Here is a 20,643-nt window from a genome sequence, read left to right as displayed (position 1 = left end):
GACGAATTCACGCTTAGCATCCACAACAGTACTCTCCTTCCAAGGCATGAGGCACCTCCTTCTTTACTCAGAAAGAGTGCCATACTGTGTAAAGTATGTCTGCGCACACCCGTTAAGTATCTCTCTGGTCTATACAGAGGGTTGGGGTGAGGGGAGACTTGCGCATCCGACTTGCACAGTCTGTAGTGCAGATGCTCAGTTTTGCCAGACCACAGAATTTGCCGAGTCTACGAAAACTCTATGCCATAGCTATGGGCCTTGCGTCAGTAGCCAGCGGTGTTCCCCACTTGCAAAGAGCATTGCGAACCGACAATTGCAGGCGAGGACATTGCGCATCTTGCCTGGGCTGGACCAAAGTCGACGCAATGCGCAAGAAAAAAAGAATCCGGCGTGCCGACGATCTGCTACCCATCACTTCTGCAAGTGCGGGAATCTATACGGCGAAACGGCAAGAAGTACCAACGTATAGCAAAATCGGGGAAAGAGTTTCGCGCCGAAAAGAAGCTGGATTTCGGCTTGCGCGGGGCTGCCATGCATACCATGGTACCAGCCGCCAGACCTCCGCCAGGTAGTTCAACCCTTGCCGCCAGCCAGGCAATGAAGATGTCCTACTGCCCGGCAAGCGTACCACCCAAGCGAAGGACAAAGCGCCGGGCCACGCTTTGACCACATCTTGAGGAGCTCAGTGGTTGGTACTGCGTAAATCCTCAAATCAGCTATCTCGTTGGGGCCGGTCGGTGCGCACGTCACGCTGCACACTGACGACACCGCCGACGCGTTCGATTTTGGCCATGAGATCGGCCAGTCCGCCCACGCCGGTTACCTCGACCGTGAAGGTAATGGTGGCCGTGCCGCCGTCGGTGTGAACATTGGCGGCATTGATGTTGAATTTCTCTTCGGTCACGACGGTGCTAATGTCGCGCAGGAGCCCCGGTCTATCCATGCACTCGGCGCGCAGGGCTACCGGATAGAGGGTCTGTTGCTTGCTCGCGCGGGACCAAGATACATCGGCGAGAGTACCCGGCGGGCCATTCTGACGCACGCGGCGGCAGTCGCTGCGATGGACCTCCACCCCGCCATCGACAATGTAGCCCTTGATCTTGTCATTTTCCTGGGGGCCGCAGCACTGCGCCAGGTGAAGCGGCAAATTGCGCGCGTCATGACATAATACTTGATCGCCCCAATCCACCGGCACCAGGCGTTCTTTGTCCTTTACGCTGTGCACGTTGCGGCAGTCCCGGCGGTGTACGGTAACGCCCCTCCCGCGCGTAATGTAGCCGACAATGTGATCGCCGGGTAACGGTTTGCAGCAGGTTGCGAGACGGGTAAGCATGTTGCCCTCGCCCATCACCTGCACCGTACCCGTCGTCCTATCCGTTCGCGGTTCCGCAGGTAGAAAACTCGGCTCTACAGGAGCGGGTCCCGCTTGCTCGCTGGAACGACTCAGGTTCGTGACCACTTGCTGGGTGGAAATGGCGCCGTAGCCGATGGCCGCAAAGAGGTCCTCCGCCGTGTTGAAGGTGAAAGACTTGCACAACGTGCGAACGCGCGCCTCATCCACGCTGTTCAGGTCGCCCTGCCCCAAGCGCCGGATCTCTTTGTCCAGCATGTCTTTGCCCCGCGCGACGTTCTCCGCGCGTTCTTGTTTCTTGAACCACTGGCGAATACGTTCGCGGGTGTGGCTGCTCTTGACGACGTTGATCCAGTCGCGGCTGGGGCCTTTCGGCGACTTGCTCGTCTGAATGTCGACGACGTCGCCATTCTGAAGCTCCGTATAGAGCGGCTTGATTTGGCCGTTGATCTTGGCGCCGATGCAACGGTGTCCCACGTCGGTATGAATGCGATAGGCAAAGTCGATTGGCGTGGAACCGGCGGGCAGGGCTTTCACATCTCCACGTGGCGTGAACACGAAGACCTGGTCCTCGAAGATGTCGGCCTTGACGGTCTCAACGAAATCGCGCGCGCTGGAGAGTTCCTCCTGCCAGGTCAGCAACTGGCGTAGCCAGGCCAGGCGTTCTTCCACGTTTCCACCCCGCGCTCCCTCTTTGTAGCGCCAATGTGCGGCAACGCCCAGTTCAGCTTCCTGGTGCATGTGCTCGGTGCGCAGTTGCACTTCCACCGGCTGGCCGCGCGGTCCCATGACGGCAGTGTGCAATGAACGATAGTTGTTCGACTTTGGTACCGAGATGTAGTCGTCGAACTGGCCGGGTATCGGCTTCCACAGGGTATGCACTAAACCGAGCGTGGCATAGCACTGTTGCACGGTGCTGACAATGACGCGCAGGCCAATGAGGTCGTAGATTTCCTGGATACCCACGCCCTTCCGCTGCATCTTGAACCACGTACTCGTAATTTGCTTCGGCCTGCCGGTCACCTCTCCCTGAATGCCGGCGCGCTTGAGTTCGTGCGTGAGGGTCTGCAGCGCTTCTTGCAGAACCGTGTCCTGCGCCGAGGATCTCTCCGCTAAGGTGGCCTCAATCTGCCGATAGACATCCGGATGGAGCACGGCGAAGGCCACGTCCTCCAACTGCCACTTCCAGTGACCCATACCGAGTTGATTGGCGAGGGGCGCGTAAATCTCCAGGGTTTCGTGGGCTTTGCGGCGCTGCCGTTCCGGCTCAACATAGGCCAGCGTGCGCATGTTGTGCAGGCGGTCCGCGAGCTTGACGATCACCACCCGGATGTCCCGTGCCATCGCCAGAAACATCTTACGGAGGTTCTCGGCCTGGGTATCTTCCAGATTCAAGAAGTCGAGCTGGGTGAGCTTGGTAACACCGTCCACGAGCAATGCCACGTCGTCGCCAAATTGAGTACTCACGTCATCCAGCGTTACGTCGGTGTCTTCCACGCAGTCATGGAGCAGACCGGCGCAAATGGTGCTGGTATCCATGCGGATTTCGGCGAGCAGGAGCGCGGTGCAGAGGGGGTGCTGCGCAAAGGGTTCGCCGGACTTGCGTACCTGCCCTTCGTGGGCGCGGTCGGCGAAGGCAAAGGCCTGTCGAATGCGGTTGAGTTCCTGCTTGCGCGCGTCGGGCTCTCCGCTCACATACGCGGCTACAGCCGCGAGCAGTTCGTCGACCGTGCGTAATTGGGTCTCGTCGGGTGACGTGGCGGAGTGTGCCAGTGCCATCGGATAGCCCTATATTGTGTCACTCGCCATTCGAACTTTGGTCAGCGTTAGCTGCCTGCAAGTCTTGCAGGACAAACTCGAGACGAGAAAAGCCGCCCCACGTATTCTCTTGCAACGAATATACCACATCGAGGGTCTGCCCCTGGCTCAGCCCCCGGGCGCGGTCTGCCATGTGAAAGCCGATACCTGTAATGGACGTGCCATTTAGCGCAAAAGTTGTGCGGAGGTGGTTGGTGCCGACAACGCGCGTACCACTCAATGCGAGGCTCCGGCTGAGAAAGCGCGGTTCCGGATTACTCGCTCCAAAGGGGGAGAGGACGTTGATTTCGTCAAGAAGGTTGAGGTCCATCTTGTGGGCCGCTACCTGACAGTCAATATCTAGTCGCGGCTGCAAGTCGGTGGGCTCAAGCAACCGGCGCGCGTCAGCCTGCAGCGCATCTCGCAGGGCGGCACGCCGTTCATTTACAACCGCAAACCCGGCAGCCTGGGGGTGGCCGCCGTGGCGCCGCATGAGGTCTCCCCGTGCGGCAAGCGCAGCGGCGATGTCGTAACCCTGAATACTGCGACAAGAGCCAATCGCTTCGGCGTCGCCTACGGCAACGGCGAGCGTCGGCTTGCCAAATTCCTCGGAGAGCTTGCCGGCCACCAGGCCGATTATTCCGGTCGGCCAATCCTCGCCCTCGACCCAGAGCAAGGCCTCGTCTTGCTGGGCCGGTTCAACTTGACTTTGCGCGTCGGCGACAAGACGTTTCGTCTCTTGCTGTCTAAGCTGATTGAGCTGCTGCAACTCTGCGGCCAAGACCTGGGCGCGTGCGTGGTCCTTTGTCGTCAATAGGTCGTAAGCAAGGCGGGGATGGGCCATCCGTCCGGCCGCGTTGAGGCGCGGGGCCAGCGCAAAGCCAATACTGCGGCTATTGATTGTCGCCGGATCCACACCGGCAACCTGCATGAGCGCGCACAAGCCGGCATGCTCGGTATCCCGCAACGCCGCGAGGCCCGCCGTAACGATTGCTCTGTTTTCGCTGCGTAAAGGCACAACGTCCGCGACGGTTGCAAGGGCGGCAAATGCGCGGAGTTCGGTAAGTGTGGCGGACACCGCATCGCCGACCAATCCCACCGCGGTAAGGAGCGCGCAGGCCAGCTTGTATGCCAGACCGGCCCCGCAGAGTTCCGGAAATGGGTACTGGCAGTCGTGCAGCCAGGGATTAATGATGGCGTGTGCTGCGGGGAGCTCCGGTGGAGGCTGGTGGTGATCCGTCACAATCACATCCATCCCTCGTTGCTTCGCCAGAGCCACCGGGCCGACGGCACTTATGCCGCAATCGACTGTTACGAGCAGCCCAACCCCCTCCGCCTCAAGCGCTTCGATCGACTGGTCCGTAATCCCGTAGCCATCCGTAACGCGGTGTGGCAAGCGGACGACGACCTTTGCGCCGAGATGGTCCAGCGCCTCGCGGAGAATGGCGGCGGCGCTGATGCCGTCCGCGTCGTAATCCCCAAACACCCCAATACACTCACGGTTGCGCACTGCCTCGAGAATGCGGGCGACCGCTGCGTCCATACCCTTGAGGAGAAACGGATCGTTCTCCCGCACATCTTCGCCCTGGAGAAAGCCTTGGATGTTTTCGGGTGTTCTGTAGCCGCGATTGAAGAGCAGTTGCACTACCAGTCGATTGCACGTTGGCAAGGAATTAAAGAGCGTCACCGGAGCGAGAGGCGCTACCTGCCAGCGGTAGCGGGGAGATAGCATAGAGTGTCTTTCTGGTTTGTCAATCAGTCAGTTGGTTGCCTGTATTATACCACGCGCCACTGCAGGGACATGCTGAGCGCAGACTATGGGACTAACGAACCTGACTTGAATGTTTGTGACAAGTCAAATCCCGCGCTGTAGTGGTGGGTGGCAGCGGGGAGTCTTTGGGAAGAAGTAGATGGGAAGCGGCGAGGTTAGTTTAGGGATCGTCCGACTTGTCAATCGTTGAAGTCGAATTGTGCGAAACACGCTAAATGTGCACTCAACAGCGCAAGAGCTTACACAAATGCTGCGCAAACCCCACACTATCCCCAAACTTTGCGACTCATGGAGATCCCTTGCCCCGCTTGGAAGTTATGGTATGCTAGTGTTAGCGGAAGGGACGTAAAGGAGTAAACGTGAAAGGATAGGATCGTGGCTGCCGGTGCACATCCTGCTGCTTCTTTGGATGAGAACATCGCTGCGTACAATGAGATGCGCAAGGAGCTAGAGGACAATCACTTCGGAGAGTGGGTGGTGTTCCATGACCGGCGACTGGCTGGCTTCTACGGCACTTACTCCGATGCCGCCGACGGAGCGATGGAAGCCTATGGCGATGACCCCTATTTGATTCGGAGAGTCAGAAACTACCCGGAGCACCTTCCGGTTTCCGCCTTGATAGGGGGAGGCAAAGTTGCTCACCGCTGACATTGGGCCTATGGACAAAGACCTCCTCGTCCAAGATGGCCCACAGATCGAAGTAATGATTGGTTTTGACACCAAACTCATAAACACTTGTCCAATGCCAGCACTTCTGGACACCGGCGCAACTTACAGCTGCATTGACCTAGAACTTGCAAAGCGCCTAAGCCTCAAGCAAACAGACTCTCGGCAGCTTGTTGGGGCGCATGAGAAAAGAGTTACGCCTTTCTATATGGCAGACATTTACATACCACAGTTGGAGTGTGCTTGGCGTGATGAGTTCGGTGGATTGCCCCTTGAAGAAAACGGGTTCAGCTGCAAGGTCCTCATAGGAAGAAACCTGCTAAGCAACTTGCACCTGCGTTACGAGGGGTACACTGGAAAAGTGCTAATAGAATTCCCCAAACCAGGTTCTTAGCTAAGCCCCTCTTCCCCGGACAAGCCTTGGATTGAAAGACCCCGCCTTCCGGCGGGGACTGCCAATTGCCGTCCCAAGAATCAAGTCAAGTTCGTTATTCCCTCGTCTTTCCAGGTAGTAAGATCTCACGGGCCCGCTCTCCTGCCGGCTAGAGACTTTCATGGTTCGACGAGTGTTTGCAGGGCGTCTGTGTGGGTCGTAGGCAGACGCGCCCGCATGGCAGATCGGCATAGCGAACCTGCCGCGATCACTGGTGTCGCGGTCTCCGGACCGATGGGCGAGGCACCCGTACCGGGGCCCACGGCCCAATTCGCTCCCAGCACACGCAGGTGCGAGAATGGCAGCGCGCACGCCTCTCATGCCACGAATCCACCCCGCAAACGGATGCGTGGTAGTAGGCATAGTTTGGCAATCTATGCTATTGTCGCCGTATTGAACAAGCTCTTGTCGTAGCAACAGCGTTCGGAGCGCCTCGTCGGATTTGAAAGGCAAGCGATGCAACGAATTGCACGTGAAAACTATACGTACAGTTTCGATAAGGACGTGCCAGCGATAGCTGAAATAGCATCCGGCGACCGGCTCACGCTTGAGACCCATGATTCCTCTACCGGACGGATCAAGCGGCGAGAAGACCTGGACTTCTACCTCTCCGTGCGTAAGACCCGTGAGTCGAATCCGGCGTGCGGACCGGTCACCGTGCGCGGAGCGATGCCTGGGGACGGACTCAACGTTCGCATTGAAGAGATTGCGCTGGTACCTCCCGGTATCCTGCGCTTTACGCCGGGATTCGGCATTCTGGCCGACGCGGCAGAATCACCGGCGATTGTCATCGTAGACGTGCAAGGCGACACCCTCGTTCTCGATAACGGCATTTGCCTGCCTGCACGCCCGATGGTCGGCGTCGTCGGCACTGCATTACCTGATCGCGTCGTCTACACCGCCGACCCCGACATCAACGGGAGCAATATGGACTGCAACAGCATTGCCGAGGGCACGGTGGTGCACCTGCCGGTGTGGGTGCCGGGCGCGCAATTCGGCCTGGGCGACGTGCACGCGTCTATGGGTGATGCGGAGTCGACCGGCGGCGCAATTGAGATTTCAGCCGACGTGACGGTGCAAATTGACGTGGTGAAGAATGCCGGCTGGGAGAAAGTGTGGTGGGAGACCGATCAGTCCTGGATCACGTACGGGCACGGCGAGACGTTGGAAGTTGCCACACGTGAAGCGGTGGCGGACATGTCAGGGTTGCTCTCGCGGCAACTGAATGTGCCGTACCATGAGGGCTTCATGCTGATTAGCGCTTATGGCGACGTGCGGATCGGTCAAGCCGCCAACTGCGGCCTGGACGTGACATCTTGGGTAGAATTTCCTAAAGTAGCAAGAGAGTGATACCGGCGCAGTTCCTATCACGATGGCGTGGAGGATGCCATGAGCGAGCAGATTCCCCCGGACGAAAACGAAGATGACGTACGGCCCGCGCGCGGCCCGCAAGACGCCGACGATCCGGAGTTGCGACGAAAAACCCAGCGCGAACGCACCCTCGGCATCATCGTTGTTGGCATAATTGTAGTCGTCGCGCTCTTTGCCTTTGTCATCTATCCCCGTTTCCTGCAGCCCGTCCAACAGCAGACGGTTGCCAACATGCGCGGCGGCACGGAAGTGGCGGCGCAGGAGCATTTCACGCGCGCAATCGAGTTCATCAACGAATACGACTTCAACGGCGCCATGCGGGAATTGGATAGCGCCGTAGAGCTGGAGGGCGAGAATCCGCAATTCCGTTTGGTTCGGGCCATCGTTGCCGTGCAACTCGATCGCTATAGCAAGGCGTTGGAAGACCTCGACACGGTAATCGCAGCGGATCCCGGCATGGCCGATGCCTATGGTATGCGCGCGAACGTCTACTTGCTGCAGGAGAACTACGAATCGGCGCTGGATGACGCCGACTACGCAATCTCGCTGGATTCTGAAACCGCCCACCGCTACTTGACCCGCGCCAAGGTGTACCAGGCCATGGGCGAATACGAAAAGGCGCTGGAGGATGCTGACGATGCGATACTCCTCGATCCGGGAAACCCCGAGGCCTACCGCGTGCGCGCGTATCTGGGCATCAAGGTAGGCGCCTGCATGAACGCCTTGGCGGATGCAAATATCGTCACGGAGATGGTGCCAAATTTCTCAGGGGCGTATCTGGCGCGCATTGCCGTCTACCTGGCATTGGAGCAGTACGAGAACGCCATCGCCGATGCCACGCGGGAGATCGATATGGCGCCGGAGGGCAGTTTCGGCTACAACGCCCGCGCCTGGGCCTACGCCAAGGCCGGCCAGTATGAAAGAGCCCTTGAAGACGCCAACAGATCAATTGAACTCGATGACGAATGCGCCGAGTGCTACGATACCCGCTCGCTGGTGAAGCTTGGCCTCGGCGATCTCAACGCGGCGGAGTCCGACGCGGATAGAGCCCTGCAACTGAGCGATCACGCGAGTTGGGCCTACGTAGGACGCGCCAAGGTCTTTCTGGCTAAGAACCGGCTCGACGCCGCGCTGGCCGACGCCAATTCTGCGGCGGAAGCCGGCCCCAATGAACGCGACGTCTTCAGCATCCGCGCCCAAATCTACCGCGCCATGGGCCGCACCAGCGAGGCCAACCGCGACGAGGCCCGGAAACAGGCGCTTTCCTGTTAGACGGTGCGTAGGTTGGTGAAGTCTTCCCGGATTGCGCCAAGAGTTGTCGTGTGCTGAGAGCGTGGCGCGGCACTGGCAGTTGATACTGAGAGAACTCCCCATCCCAGTAGGCAGTGTCTGATTCGCGATCGCGAACTACCGAGACTTCACGGAATTTGAAGAGTCTGACTCTCAGTCGACCAGGACTCGCAAGACTTGTGCCAGCCGACTAGGAACTACCGCAGCGCGAGGATCTTCTCAACCTCGCGTACGTCGTTCGGGGCCGGAACCACGTCTTTCGCCACGTCCAGGGCGATTTGGGGGTCTTTGAGGCCGTGGCCGGTGAGCACGCAGACGATGCGGTCGGAAGACTTGACCTCGCCTGCGGCGGCCAGCTTCATGACGCCGGCGACCGAGGCGGCTGATGCCGGTTCGGCAAAGACGCCTTCACGCTCCGCCAGCAGTTTGTATGCATTCAGAATCTCGGGGTCGCTCACCGTATCGATCAGGCCGCCGGAGTCGTCGCGGGCGCGCACGGCACGCTGCCAGTTGGCGGGATTGCCGATGCGCAGCGCCGACGCCACGATGTCGGGATTCGCGATGGGCCGGTTTTCTACAATGGCGGCTGCACCCTCAGCCTCGAAGCCCCACATGCGCGGCAGGCGGGTTGTGCGTCCGGCCCGGTGGTACTCCCGGTAGCCCAGCCAATAGCTCGTGATGTTACCGGCGTTGCCGACCGGGATCGCGAGAATATCCGGCGAGTCGCCCAGTACGTCGCTGCATTCGAAGGCCGCTGTTTTCTGTCCCTGCAGCCGGTAGGGGTTGATGGAGTTGACCACCGTGATGGGGTTGCGGGCCGTAATCTCGCGCACGATACGCAACGCATCGTCGAACGTACCGTCCAGGGCAATGACCACCGCGCCGTAGATTAGGGCTTGGGCGAGCTTGCCCAGGGCGATCTTGCCTGCGGATACCACGACCACTGCCTTGATCTGCGCGGCGGCGGCATATGCGGCTGCGGCCGCGCTCGTATTGCCGGTGGATGCGCACATGATAGCCTCGGCGCCTTCTTCCAGCGCCTTGGCGACCGCCATCACCATGCCGCGGTCTTTGAACGAACCGGTGGGATTACAGCCCTCAAGCTTCAGCCAAAGCTCCGCGCACCCCACGCGCTCTTCCAGGGCGTGGGCGCGCACGAGCGGCGTGAAGCCCTCGCCCCGGCTGATGAGCGGAGTCCGCTCAGTTACCGGCAGGTACTCGCGGTAGTGCGCCAGCAAGTTGCGGCCGGCGGGGATTTTATTGCTTGCCTCGGCTGTATTCACGCGGCGAGAGATTGACTCCTCCGGAACAAAATCCGGCTAAGGTAGGTGTGCGGCAGAATCGCGCAGACCTGCCACTGGTTTGCTCTGATACTTTTCGCTATGTACGCACCGGCTCACCCAAGTCCACAATGCGGAGAAAGCCGGCAACTCTCTTCACCACTTCCAGGGCCGCAATGTCTTGCACGGCAGCCTGCATGGCCCGCTCATAGGCATCGTGGGTAGTAAAAACGAGCTCAGCCGTTTGATTGACCGGGTCGGCTTCTTTTTGGATCACGGAAGCAATGCTTATGCGATGTTCTCCGCAGATAGCCGCAATTTTGGCCAGCACTCCCGGTTGATCGGCGACCCACAGCCGAAAGTAAAATCGGGTTTCGATCTCGTCAATCGGTTTTAGCGACTTCGTGGCATCAATGGCATACGGAATACGGTTGGTTACACCGCTAATTATGTTGTGGGCCACGTCAATGGCGTCGGCGACTATGGCGCTGGCCGTCGGCTCCGAGCCCGCGCCGCGACCGTAGAACATCACGTTTCCCACCAGATCGCCCACGACGTACACTGCATTATACACGCCCTCCACGCTGGCGAGCGGCGCGGCTTGCGGAATTAGGGCCGGGTGGACCGCCGCTTCATACCGGCCGTTGTCTTGGCGGGCAAGCGCAAGCAACTTTATCACGTAGCCAAGGTCCTCCGCGTAACGGAAGTCTGCAGGCTCAAGCTGCATGATGCCTTCATGGTAAATGGCTGCGGGGTCAACTTGAGTGCGAAAGGCCAGGGACGTCAGGATTGCCAGTTTGTAGGCGGCGTCAATGCCCTCCACGTCCTTCGTCGGGTCGGCCTCGGCAAAGCCCAAATTCTGCGCTTCCGACAGCATATCCGCAAGAGCGGCGCCTTCTCGGGACATGCGGGTCAGGATATAGTTCGTCGTGCCGTTGATAATGGCGTAGATTGCATGAATCTCATTGGCGACCAGGTCTGAACGGAAGGGGCCGATCAGCGGAATGCCGCCGCCGACACTCGCTTCGTAGTAAATGTCGACGTTTTGCTGATTGGCTAGGCGCAGGAGTTCGGGCCCGTGGTTTGCCATCACGTCCTTATTGCCCGTAACCAGATGTTTGCCGGCCTGTATAGCACGCTTTGCGTACGTGTACGCCGGTTCCACGCCGCCGATTAGTTCGATCACGATGTGTATCGATGGGTCTTCCAGAATTTCGGCGGGATTGGTTGTCAATAGCGCCGGCTCGACGCTGATTTCCCGGGCTTTCGCCATGTCTCGCACCAGAATCTTCTTGACGCGCAGATCGCGGCCCGTTTCCATGGCAAGCACGCGGGCCTTCTCGCGGACGATGCGCATAACGCCGCTGCCGACGACGCCAAGGCCCAGCAACCCAATATTTATGGTCTTATCGTCATTCACCTCGTACCTTGCTCCTTAGCCGCGGCTACCTTATCGGTACACGTTTCTAGTTCTGGTTTTACCGGAGCCACCTGAGTGCTCTTCTACAGGGAGCCACTCTGAATCAGTTCCCGCCTTTGCTCCTAAGTGAGTCCCAGTCGATAGTCGAAGAATAGTGCCACATCCTGAGTGGGGTAGTACCGGTCATTGTATCCGCTGTACACAAATCCATTCTTGTTCAAGAACTGTATGGCGGGATAGTTTCTCGATTGGACGTCCATGCACAGTCCCTGCAGTTGGTTGTGCTTAGCCCAATTCAGACTCGTGCGCAGCAGGGCTGAACCCACTCCCCGCCGACGCAGATCGGGCCGGACAACGATGCATTGCAAGAGACCGGTGCCGAGCCGCCGGGGCGAAAGCATGTCCAAGTATCCCACGATCACTTGTTCTACTTCTGCCACCAAGAAGAGGTCGCCGTTCCTCCAGTCCGCATGCAAGTCGTCGGGGTCTAGCGGCGGGTGCAGCGTTAAGACACGTGGCAGGCGGCGCACGTTAAAGCCGGAGAGCTTCCGCTTGCCTTCCCAGCGCGTCTCCATAGCCCATACTGTTTGTGTTTGGTAAGAAGAATCGAGCCGTATGCAAGCGTCGATATCTCTGCGCTCGGCGCGGCGTACACGCATGCGGGAGGCCTAGGTAGTTAGCTTCACGTAGAGGTAGTTAAGCACAATGCGGAGAATGGCCGCAGTTGGGATGGCGAGCAACATGCCGGAGATGCCAAAGAGCGCGCCTCCGGCTAAGATTGCAAAAATTGTCAATACTGGATTAAGCTGCACGTACCGGCCCACGACGTTCGGGATGATGAGATAGTCTTCCAGATGCCGCAAAACGGTGTACACGAGGGCAACTACAATCGCGTTCACTACCGGCGACCAACCGAACGGGCTTGGGTAAACCAACGCGAGCAACACAGCGGGCGTTGCCGCCATGACAGGGCCGATAAACGGGATCAGCTCCAGGAAGCCCGCTACGGGGGCAAGCACCAATGCATAGGGCACGCCCAAGAGACGCAAGGAGATGTAGGTCGCTACCGACATGATTATTACCAGCATCAATTCGCCGCGAATAAAGCGGCCGAGCATGCGATCGACCTGACCACCCAACGTTGCCATTTCTTGCCGGTAGGGCGCCGGTACGATGCGCCGCGCCCACGTCCCAAAACGATTCGATTCAAGTAACAAATAGAACGTGGCAAAGAGACAGAGCAGGAATTTCAGCATGAGTTCCACAACGTGAATCGCGATGTCTAGTGCGGCATCGACCATTGTGGAAGTAGCAGAATCCAGCGCCCCCGCCAACAGCTCGCCGGATGTTCCAATTACGGTTTCTAACCCAAAGAGATCAACCTGCGCGTACGAGGCGAGAGTATTATCGAGATTCTCGACAATACTTGGCAGGCTGCCGCGAAGGCCTTCAAGTTCACGACTCAACGGCGGGTAGCCGAATGTAAAGAGCAGCACAATGCCGCCAACGAAGAAGCCCATGAGAATCAAGGTCACCCAGAAGCGATGCAGACGCGTATGTCTACAGACCCAGGAGACGAGAGGCGCCAACAGGTATGCCAAGACCGCCGCCCAAATGAACGGCCAGATAATGGCCCGCACGCCGTACACAAAGAAGACCGCAACGACGAGGAGCAGCAAGACCACCATGACCTTGGTGCGTTGCGAGAAGCGGATGCCCTGAGGCTGCGGCAACGGTGGATTCTCCGGTGCTTCCTTAGAGACGTCCTCCACCTCGGAAGACTTTGAAATGCTGCTCATAGACTCACTTTACCAGTTCAATTCGTAAGCAAGGCACACATATTAACTATGACACAGGCAGCACGGAAACGCATCTCCACTCTAGGGAAGAGGCCCTTTGTGGGATCAAAATACGGGCGCAAATCGTGCAAGAAACTGTTGACGAATGCTTAATTTTCGCTTAGAATTAAGGGCGTACGCTATTCACATAAGTTCAACTGTCTGGGTCAGGAGGCAATAGATGGCGAGTAGTACCGATGTTGATACTGTCCTTCGAATTTACACCTCCTATCTCGCAAATCAAAGGCGGCTTTCACGAACGGAGACGGGTAAGAGGATTAGATGGCTGAGAGAATTTGGTCTCTCTATGTGCAATCGGAAGACAATCTACGAAATATCGGTACGTGACGTCGTCATCTATTTTGCAGAGTGGTCTGAGAAATTTGAAAATCCGGCTGAATGGTATGACCGCTATAAGGTCCTTGAAAGATTCTTTGACGATCTTGTAGATATGCAAGTTCTTGAAACAAATCAAATCAAAGGCATTTACGACGATACCGATATCGAGCCCGATCTCGCGGAAGATACGGAACCGGCAGAATCTCTCGCGCCGGTAAACTGGTTGCGACAGGACCATCCTCTGTATTAGGCATTGCGCCTTTTCTGAAGTGGGTCCGTCTGGCGAATAAAACAGTACATGGTAGTCTACTGTAGTGGTTTCCTGGCTGACAATAAACCAACCAGGTGCTGCCGCTCCCGTTGCGCAGGCTCTCCTGTACGCTTCAACGTACCGATCATTGCATTGGCGGAGCGCACCGCCAATGACATCACGGAGTAACAGACTTCTCGGGTACGCTCTGTGCCAGGACGGCAGGCAACGCGGCATTCTGACGCACATGCCAACGCAAGTTAATCGTCTGCGACCCGTTCTATGGCGGCCTGCTCGCCGCACGTGCTGAAAACCCCCCTTCTGCTCGGCAACCACATCGCCACAGTTTCTGCTCTTGCGCCGTTGGTACGTCCAAATGGTGCCAAGCAGAGTTCCAGTGACTTTCGCGACGGAGCAACATGGTCAAAAGGACGATGAATGGGAACGCTTTGTTTCGGACTTGAAGAGAAAATCGTCTTTGCCGGCGATAGCATTACTGACTGTGGAAGGCGCACGGAGCAGGACGGTCCCTATGGGAGGGGCTACGTAAGTCTTGTGCGAGCCCTCCTCCACGCGCGCTATCCCGAGTATGGCCTGTCGGTGGTCAACCGAGGCATTGGCGGCAACACGGTGCGCGACCTGGCGGCGCGTTGGGACGCGGACGTACTTGCCGAGGAAGCGGACTGGCTCTCGGTCAAGATCGGCATCAACGACGTAGGGCGGCTCATTGTTGGCAACATGGTTGATCACGTTCCGCTCGCCGAGTATGAAGCGACGTATCGGTCACTTCTCCAACAGTCTGCGGCTGCTGCCAATGGCAAGCTCATTCTGATGGAGCCCTATGTGATTGCGCCGCCGTTGCAAGGCGATGCGGAAGTGGTGTCAGGCCTAAGTCTGACAGAGGTGCAGGCGCAATTCGGCAACTTGCGCGCGAGCGGCGTGCGAGACGATCCCCTCTTGACGGCCGGCTGGATGCATTTCCGTGCCCATATCGATGCGTACATTGAGGTCGTACACCGTCTCGCCGGGGAATTTGACGCCATTCTTGTCCGCACCCAAGCCGCCTTCGATATAGCGCTGGAAGCGCAGCCTCCGGCAGAGTGGGCTGCGGACCGCATTCATCCCGATTTGCCCGGCCATGCTGTGATTGCCCGCGCTTTCTTGGCAGCGGTAGGATATGGCGATATCTAAGACCTCGCATTCCAGTCACCCGGGCGGCGCGGGGATGATTGGAAAAACTGTGCATTGAGCGCTGGAAGTCGCATCACAGCGCACGGGCGCTGGCTAATAAGTGGTCTAACAGGCGCAAAAGGAGATTTGTGTGAGTACCAAGCTTCGGGTCGGCATCGTCGGACTTGGCGGCAATGGCGGACGGTTCTTGGAGGCGTACACTACCAACCCCCGCGTTGAGGTTGCAGCCATCTGCGACGTGCGGGACGATCACCGCCAGGCGCTGCAAGAGAAGTACGGCGTGCCGCATGGCTATGCCGACTTCGCAAAGCTCTTGGACCACGACGGCATAGATATGGTTTCCATCCACGCGCCGGATAGGCTCCACGCGCAATTTGCGCTCGCCACGCTCGACGCCGCCAAGCACGTGTTCGTGGAAAAGCCGATGGCGACGAGCATTGAAGACTGCGTGCGCCTTGTGGAACGCGCGGACTGCGCCGCGACGCGGGTGGCGGTTGGACACGTGCTGCGCACGCGGCCCTTCTTCCGGATGCTCAAGGGGATGGTGGATACCGGAGAGCTTGGTTCGCTCTATGCGATGCGTACGCACTACCTTACGAACGCAATGCAGAGGGGCGAAAGCTTCCTCAAGACTGCGAACAGCAGCTATTCTCCGCCGATGCTCACCATGGGCGTGCATCCGGTGGACTTAATGCGTTGGTACGCGGGCGACGTGGTGGAAGTGCAGGCCATGGAAAATCAAGGCCTGGCGATGCCCGGGAATCCTATCGACGAGTCGGTGACGGCGGTGTACCGCTTTGCCTCCGGCACCACGGGCAGCGTTACGGTGTGTTGGGCGTCGAATTATGTCTTCGACTCTTTCTACGGCCTCGAACTCCACGGCAGCGAGGCGAGCGTGGTCTGGGACAAGATACACCGTAGAGAGACGAACAAGGCAGTGCCGCTGCCCACGCCCCCGCAACCAACGCGCGCCGGTTATGCTGCGGAGGTTGACACCGTTGTAGATAGCCTCCTCGACGATACCCCGCTCTTCTGCGACGTTCGTGAGGGCGCCCGCAGCGCCATCGCGTGCCTAACGGCCATAGAAGCCGCGAAGACCGGCAAGACGCTGGAAGTACCAAACCCGTAATTGCCTCAAGTAGAGTTCTATAGTTTCAATGGTACGAATCTTCGCTATTCCGTTCGCACTGAGCTTGTCGAAGTGCAAACAGGCAGCGGTCGGGCTAAGAGAATTCAGCGGCACGGCAGCGAAACTTGGTACAATTGACGTGAACGGAGGACTGGACGCCCTTGGCAAGTGAGCGGAGTGAGACCGATGGCGATTATGGATACCCACGAAGCCTTCAAACTCCTGCAAAACGCCGGTCTTGACGATGAGAAGGCGGAAGCAATTGTGCGCGTGGTGGGCGTGGGCCAAGACTCCCTGGCGACCAAGGTCGACCTGGAAGCGCTAGCGCAGACGACCAAGGCAGACCTGGAAGCGCTGGAGTTGCGCCTGCGGCATGACTTGACGCTGCGCTTGGGCGCGATGGTGTTTACGGCCGCGGGCGTGCAGGTGGTGATCGTCGTCTTCCTGCTGACGCAATTCCTCTCCAATTAGCAGAGAGGAGCCGCGCGATACGGAAAGAGGCAATCACGTGGAGTTGCCTTTCGACAGGTAGACGCAGGTTTTGAATCCCCGCCTCAGACGCTGTAGCGCGGGGACTTGTCCCCCCCCCCCCCTCTTAGGGTGTTGAGCAATACAGTTCTCACCTGCAGCTAGGACTCCTGGGGTTCAAACGGCACATTCGCACAATAGCTAACAAAAGGAAGCCTGGAGAGTGCTAAACTCTCCAGGCTTCTAATCTCCAGCCAAGGTATGTGAAAACGCGTTGTTAGACCCTCAACCTACAGGTTGGCGGCGTTCCAGTCGTCCACGATGACCTGGCAGTCTTCCTCTGCCTTCTCAAGGGCCTGCTTGGCGGTGGTTGCTTCTTCGTTCCACCACGGGGTCATGGCTTCGCCGTAAGCGCCCCGCAATTCACCGTATTGGGGATGCGGGAAGTACGGCTTGGCGTAGTCAGCTGCCCGGGCGAACGCCAGCAGGTTGGACGGATCCGGTGAATCCTCCGACGGGACGAAAACTTCCTCGGCGATCGAGTTGATCGCCGGGATGATGTTGCCCTGGCCGCCGGTCCAGCTCAGGTGTTCCTCTCCAACGAGGAACGAAAGGAACTCGGCAGCGGCGTCCAACTTCTTGGTGGTGGCTACCGTGAAGATTTCCTCGATGCCGAAGAACGCGCCCTTGCCTTCCTGACCGTCGCCAACCGCCGTCGGTTGCTCGACGATGTCGAAGTTCACGCCGGCTTCATGGCGCCGGATCGGCTCCAAGCCCCACGTGCCGTAGACGGCCATGGCGACTTTGCCGTTGGCGAATGAATTGAAGAACTGCGCGTCCTCTTGGCGGTTGTAGTCCTCAGCGCGCGGGCCGACTTCATACTTCGCCCAGTTGTCGCGCCACCATTGGACCGACTCGAGTCCCAGCGGACCGTCTACCACAACCTCGGTACCGGAATCGTCCATGAAGCCCTGATACATGCCCGCGATCCAGTAAGCGACGTAGTGTATAGTCGCCACGCCCCAGATCTTCTCATCGGACGTGCTCAGGCTGGCGGACACCTTCTGCGCCGCTGCGAGGCGGTCTTCAAACGTGTCGCTATCTTGGGGATAGGACACGCCGGCCTTGTCGAAAAGGTCCTTGTTGTAGAACCACGCCGTGGTGTTGATGCCGATGGGCGCCGCAATCAATTTGCCCTGCCACGTAAGACCATTCACCAGCGTCTGATTGAGCTGGCTCATATCGTACTTCATGCCTTTGAGCAGTTCGTTGGCATCGTACAAGATACCGGAAAAGGGATGCAGCCCTACACCAAACCAGCCCATGTCCGGGGCCGCGCCGCCCGCCACCGTGGCGAGAAGCTTCGACCTGGGATTGCCGCCAAAACTGCCGGCAACGTCCAGGGTGTTAACCGTGACACCGGTCTCCTTGGCGTTGTAGGTCTCCAGGATCCACTCCAGCCAGCGGGTCTTACCCGCCGAATAGTGGGGCCACAGGAAGGTGACTTCCGTCGGCTCCATCATTGCCGGCTTATCCGCCTCTTTTGCCATCTCGGCGCCCTCTGCAGGGGCCATGGCAGTTGCACCCGTCTGGGCGCAGGCAGCCAGCAACGCCGTGCCGCCAACCAACGCGGCACCGCCGCGCAGGAACTGGCTTCTTGAAATGCGCTTCTCACTAAGCATGCAAGACCTCCTCAATGGGTCTAAAGTACACTTGCTTATCCCTGTTCCGATTGAACAGACTACCGATTCCGTAGCCTTACTACTATAGCATAGTCCCTGCTGCTCGTTGAGCACGCAGTTTGCGCAGGAATGGGACAGCGCTTGCTCCACGCAAAGCGATAAGGTAAGAGCGGTACTATACTCTCGTGGGCATGCTACGCCGGAAGAAGGCCCAAGAACACCGCCAGCAGGAAGCCAAACGCCGCTATCACCAAGCCGGCCGTGGTGAAGACGAGACCGACAAGCCAGCGCTGCTGGGCACTGAAGCGGTCGGCAATATCTACTTTCAAGTCGGAGATTGCCGCGTTTAACGCATCTGTCGTCACGAGGTTGTCATGCTGGTTGCTTATGGCGTCAACCAAAACCGCAGCCTGGCGCTCGGGTATCCCCGCTTTCACAAACGCTGTGAACGTCTTATGAGTGTCAAAGACCGCCATCGGCTGTCCTCTCTCGGATCGAATTGCTCCCGGCGTGCTACGCCGGCAGCAGGAAGCCAAACGCCGCTATCACCAAGCCGGCCGTGGTGAAGACGAGACCGCCAAGCCAGCGCTGCTGGGCGCTGAAGCGGTCGGTAATGTCGACTTTCAAGTCGGCGATTTCGACTTTCAACTCAGCTTTCAACTCGGCTAGTGCCGAGTTCAATACGTCCGTAGTCACCAAGCTATCGTGCCGGTTGCCTATGGCGTCTACCAAAACCGCAGCCTGGCGCTCGGGTATCCCCGCTTTCACAAATGCTGTGAACGTCTTGTGGGTGTCTATGATCGCCATCAGCTACTTCCGTACTGGCGCCACTACCAGCGTGCTAACCACCGCACAGGCGTGAAAGAACATGCTTGGATTCGTTATCCACACACGTTCGACCTTACCCTGATTGAATGGACCTCACTACGGTACCAACTTTACTATAGCATGGCCCACGCCGATTCGGTGTACACCTGTGGGTGCAACCAAGTAGCGAAACTTGCTTACCGGCCAGAGCGACAGCGCTAGAGCGGCAGATGTATGTCCCCGCCTTGCTCCGCGGACATAAATGTCGCCAGGCACACTTCCAAGGCGCGGCGGCCGTCGTTACCGTCCGGCATGGGCGGCGTGCCGTTGCGCGCGCTGTCGTAGAAGGCGGCGAGTTGGTTCGTCATGCCCACGCTGCTCGGCTCGGACTCGATCTCCTCGCGCTTGCCGTCGTGGGTCACCAAAGTCGGTCCGGAATGCCGGTTGATGTGAATGGCGCCCTTGGTACCGGCAATGCCGAAGTTCGACGCGCCCGCCGGGTAGATCTGGCTGCTGTGCAGCGAACCGATAGCGCCGTTTTCATAGTTCAACGTCGTGATAAAGGTATCCTCAACGTCGGTATTGGCAAACGTGCCGAACGTGGCGTTGCCGTGCACGGAAGCAACGGGGCCTCCCATCCAGAGGAGCAGGTCAAGTTCGTGCACCGACGACGACCACGTGCCGCCCACCGTCTCGCGCTTCAGCCGCCACTCGCCCACGCCAAACGGGGGCCGGCCGCTCAGGCGTGTCGACCACGCCAGCTTGAGATCGCCAATATCGCCGTTTTGCAACCGCTTGTGCACCTCGACGTAGGTCGGCCAGTACCGCATCACGAAACCCAGCATCAACGGTACGCCAGCCTTGTCGGCGGCGGCGATCATGGCATCGCAGTCATCGAGCTGCAGCGCCATGGGCTTCTCGCAGAAGATGGCGATGCCGGCTTCTGCCGCATCGACGCAAATTTCCCGGTGCGTCCAGGTGGGCGTTACCACCAAGACCGCATCAAGCCCTTCAGCGAGGAGGTCGCGGTGGTCGGTGAACGCCTTGACACCAAGCTCATCCGCGACCGCTTGAGCGGACTCCTTGTGCACATCCACCACGCCGACTAACTCGATGTCTTCCATCTCATGCGAGATCTTCGCTTCGCTCGGCCCCAGACCTCCACACCCGATTACACCGGTTCGCAACGAATTCGCCATGATCGGACCCTCCTCTTGGCTCACATGTACAAGGTAGAGACATTTGCCCCACGCAGATTTGAAAATCATGATAGCAGCTACCATGCCCGTTGGAAACTTTGAGGCTGCGAGATACGCAGTAGCCACATTTCTCTTGCCGGTGTAGAGAGTTGCCTACCGCCGGAGAGCACGGGGAGTGAGTTGGAACAGGGACCGTATCCTCTCACCCCGGCCCTCTCCGAGAAGACCTTTGCATAACTCCTTAATTCCGGCGCAAGCGGGAATCCAGAGGGAAGTGAGTAGTTTGGGTTTGCAAGCCGTGAAGCTGTTCTTTACCGACATGACTTCCTTCTTCCAATGAGGCGAAAGGGAATCTGCAAAG

General features: G+C 58.5%; 18 protein-coding genes. 8 read left to right on the top strand and 10 right to left on the bottom strand.

Annotation, left to right across the window (positions count from 1 at the left end; translation table 11 throughout):
• Positions 1–712: 712 nt before the first annotated feature.
• Both OXE05_03410 and recJ read right to left on the bottom strand, forming a co-directional pair.
• Positions 713–3,130: a bifunctional (p)ppGpp synthetase/guanosine-3',5'-bis(diphosphate) 3'-pyrophosphohydrolase gene (locus OXE05_03410; protein MCY4436364.1), complete on the bottom strand. Its 2,418-nt coding sequence runs from the start codon at positions 3,128–3,130 to the stop codon at positions 713–715.
• A 19-nt stretch (positions 3,131–3,149) separates the two neighbouring features.
• The gene (gene recJ, locus OXE05_03405) at positions 3,150–4,880 is read right to left on the bottom strand and encodes a single-stranded-DNA-specific exonuclease RecJ (GenBank protein MCY4436363.1); all 1,731 of its coding nucleotides are present in this window, start codon (positions 4,878–4,880) and stop codon (positions 3,150–3,152) included.
• A gap of 414 nt (positions 4,881–5,294) precedes the next feature.
• Here recJ and OXE05_03400 point away from each other — a divergent pair, with 414 nt between their 5' ends.
• The 4 genes from OXE05_03400 (at position 5,295) to OXE05_03385 (ending at position 8,661) form a co-directional block, all read left to right on the top strand.
• Positions 5,295–5,567, top strand: a complete 273-nt coding sequence (locus tag OXE05_03400) for a hypothetical protein (GenBank protein ID MCY4436362.1) — start codon at positions 5,295–5,297, stop codon at positions 5,565–5,567.
• Positions 5,554–5,979, top strand: a complete 426-nt coding sequence (locus tag OXE05_03395; GenBank protein ID MCY4436361.1) for a retropepsin-like aspartic protease — start codon at positions 5,554–5,556, stop codon at positions 5,977–5,979. The genes OXE05_03400 and OXE05_03395 overlap by 14 nt, the downstream gene beginning before the upstream one ends.
• Positions 5,980–6,474: 495 nt before the next feature.
• On the top strand, positions 6,475–7,368 hold the full coding sequence (locus tag OXE05_03390; GenBank protein ID MCY4436360.1) for an acetamidase/formamidase family protein: 894 nt from the start codon (positions 6,475–6,477) through the stop codon (positions 7,366–7,368).
• A 39-nt stretch (positions 7,369–7,407) separates the two neighbouring features.
• The gene (locus OXE05_03385) at positions 7,408–8,661 is read left to right on the top strand and encodes a tetratricopeptide repeat protein (GenBank protein ID MCY4436359.1); all 1,254 of its coding nucleotides are present in this window, start codon (positions 7,408–7,410) and stop codon (positions 8,659–8,661) included.
• A gap of 215 nt (positions 8,662–8,876) precedes the next feature.
• Here the strand turns inward: OXE05_03385 and thrC are convergent, their stop codons facing one another.
• From thrC to OXE05_03365, 4 genes are all read right to left on the bottom strand, one after another.
• The gene (gene thrC, locus OXE05_03380; protein ID MCY4436358.1) at positions 8,877–9,962 is read right to left on the bottom strand and encodes a threonine synthase; all 1,086 of its coding nucleotides are present in this window, start codon (positions 9,960–9,962) and stop codon (positions 8,877–8,879) included.
• 97 nt (positions 9,963–10,059) lie between these two features.
• On the bottom strand, positions 10,060–11,379 hold the full coding sequence (locus OXE05_03375; GenBank protein ID MCY4436357.1) for a homoserine dehydrogenase: 1,320 nt from the start codon (positions 11,377–11,379) through the stop codon (positions 10,060–10,062).
• Between the two features lie 122 nt (positions 11,380–11,501).
• Positions 11,502–11,954 carry a GNAT family N-acetyltransferase gene (locus OXE05_03370; GenBank protein ID MCY4436356.1) on the bottom strand — a complete coding sequence of 151 codons (453 nt, stop codon included), beginning with the start codon at positions 11,952–11,954 and terminating at the stop codon, positions 11,502–11,504.
• A gap of 93 nt (positions 11,955–12,047) precedes the next feature.
• Positions 12,048–13,178 (bottom strand): AI-2E family transporter, encoded by a 1,131-nt coding sequence (locus OXE05_03365; protein MCY4436355.1) that lies wholly within the window; start codon positions 13,176–13,178, stop codon positions 12,048–12,050.
• A gap of 346 nt (positions 13,179–13,524) precedes the next feature.
• On the opposite strand from OXE05_03365, the gene OXE05_03360 reads away from it, so the two are divergent.
• The 4 genes from OXE05_03360 (at position 13,525) to OXE05_03345 (ending at position 16,597) form a co-directional block, all read left to right on the top strand.
• On the top strand, positions 13,525–13,806 hold the full coding sequence (locus tag OXE05_03360) for a hypothetical protein (protein ID MCY4436354.1): 282 nt from the start codon (positions 13,525–13,527) through the stop codon (positions 13,804–13,806).
• 438 nt (positions 13,807–14,244) lie between these two features.
• Positions 14,245–14,997 (top strand): SGNH/GDSL hydrolase family protein, encoded by a 753-nt coding sequence (locus OXE05_03355; protein MCY4436353.1) that lies wholly within the window; start codon positions 14,245–14,247, stop codon positions 14,995–14,997.
• Positions 14,998–15,127: 130 nt separating this feature from the next.
• On the top strand, positions 15,128–16,126 hold the full coding sequence (locus OXE05_03350) for a Gfo/Idh/MocA family oxidoreductase (protein ID MCY4436352.1): 999 nt from the start codon (positions 15,128–15,130) through the stop codon (positions 16,124–16,126).
• 186 nt (positions 16,127–16,312) lie between these two features.
• Positions 16,313–16,597: a hypothetical protein gene (locus tag OXE05_03345; GenBank protein ID MCY4436351.1), complete on the top strand. Its 285-nt coding sequence runs from the start codon at positions 16,313–16,315 to the stop codon at positions 16,595–16,597.
• A 287-nt stretch (positions 16,598–16,884) separates the two neighbouring features.
• On the opposite strand, the gene OXE05_03340 is transcribed toward OXE05_03345, so the two are convergent.
• The 4 genes from OXE05_03340 to OXE05_03325 all read right to left on the bottom strand — a co-directional run bounded on the left by OXE05_03340 (position 16,885) and on the right by OXE05_03325 (position 20,282).
• Positions 16,885–18,276 carry an extracellular solute-binding protein gene (locus OXE05_03340; GenBank protein ID MCY4436350.1) on the bottom strand — a complete coding sequence of 464 codons (1,392 nt, stop codon included), beginning with the start codon at positions 18,274–18,276 and terminating at the stop codon, positions 16,885–16,887.
• Between the two features lie 194 nt (positions 18,277–18,470).
• Complete coding sequence (locus tag OXE05_03335) at positions 18,471–18,752, bottom strand: hypothetical protein (GenBank protein ID MCY4436349.1); 282 nt, start codon at positions 18,750–18,752, stop codon at positions 18,471–18,473.
• 37 nt (positions 18,753–18,789) lie between these two features.
• Positions 18,790–19,083 (bottom strand): hypothetical protein, encoded by a 294-nt coding sequence (locus tag OXE05_03330; GenBank protein ID MCY4436348.1) that lies wholly within the window; start codon positions 19,081–19,083, stop codon positions 18,790–18,792.
• 218 nt (positions 19,084–19,301) lie between these two features.
• Positions 19,302–20,282 (bottom strand): Gfo/Idh/MocA family oxidoreductase, encoded by a 981-nt coding sequence (locus OXE05_03325; GenBank protein MCY4436347.1) that lies wholly within the window; start codon positions 20,280–20,282, stop codon positions 19,302–19,304.
• Positions 20,283–20,643: the final 361 nt, after the last annotated feature.

The sequence above is a fragment of the Chloroflexota bacterium genome, assembly GCA_026710945.1.
Classification (GTDB): Bacteria; Chloroflexota; UBA11872; order VXOZ01; family VXOZ01; genus VXOZ01.
The sequence above is the reverse complement of the archived record's forward strand: the minus strand, read 5'-3'. Positions and strand labels throughout refer to the sequence as shown.

Excerpts from the sequence above, each read along its gene's own strand:
- OXE05_03325 (MCY4436347.1), bottom strand. The coding sequence starts at position 20,282 with ATGGCGAATTCGTTGCGAACCGGTGTAATCGGGTGTGGAGGTCTGGGG.
- OXE05_03345 (MCY4436351.1), top strand. The coding sequence starts at position 16,313 with ATGGCGATTATGGATACCCACGAAGCCTTCAAACTCCTGCAAAACGCC.
- OXE05_03385 (MCY4436359.1), top strand. The coding sequence starts at position 7,408 with ATGAGCGAGCAGATTCCCCCGGACGAAAACGAAGATGACGTACGGCCC.
- recJ (MCY4436363.1), bottom strand. The coding sequence starts at position 4,880 with ATGCTATCTCCCCGCTACCGCTGGCAGGTAGCGCCTCTCGCTCCGGTG.
- OXE05_03340 (MCY4436350.1), bottom strand. The coding sequence starts at position 18,276 with ATGCTTAGTGAGAAGCGCATTTCAAGAAGCCAGTTCCTGCGCGGCGGT.
- OXE05_03355 (MCY4436353.1), top strand. The coding sequence starts at position 14,245 with ATGGGAACGCTTTGTTTCGGACTTGAAGAGAAAATCGTCTTTGCCGGC.
- OXE05_03335 (MCY4436349.1), bottom strand. The coding sequence starts at position 18,752 with ATGGCGGTCTTTGACACTCATAAGACGTTCACAGCGTTTGTGAAAGCG.
- OXE05_03370 (MCY4436356.1), bottom strand. The coding sequence starts at position 11,954 with ATGGAGACGCGCTGGGAAGGCAAGCGGAAGCTCTCCGGCTTTAACGTG.
- OXE05_03390 (MCY4436360.1), top strand. The coding sequence starts at position 6,475 with ATGCAACGAATTGCACGTGAAAACTATACGTACAGTTTCGATAAGGAC.
- OXE05_03365 (MCY4436355.1), bottom strand. The coding sequence starts at position 13,178 with ATGAGCAGCATTTCAAAGTCTTCCGAGGTGGAGGACGTCTCTAAGGAA.
- OXE05_03330 (MCY4436348.1), bottom strand. The coding sequence starts at position 19,083 with ATGGCGATCATAGACACCCACAAGACGTTCACAGCATTTGTGAAAGCG.
- OXE05_03410 (MCY4436364.1), bottom strand. The coding sequence starts at position 3,130 with ATGGCACTGGCACACTCCGCCACGTCACCCGACGAGACCCAATTACGC.
- OXE05_03360 (MCY4436354.1), top strand. The coding sequence starts at position 13,525 with ATGTGCAATCGGAAGACAATCTACGAAATATCGGTACGTGACGTCGTC.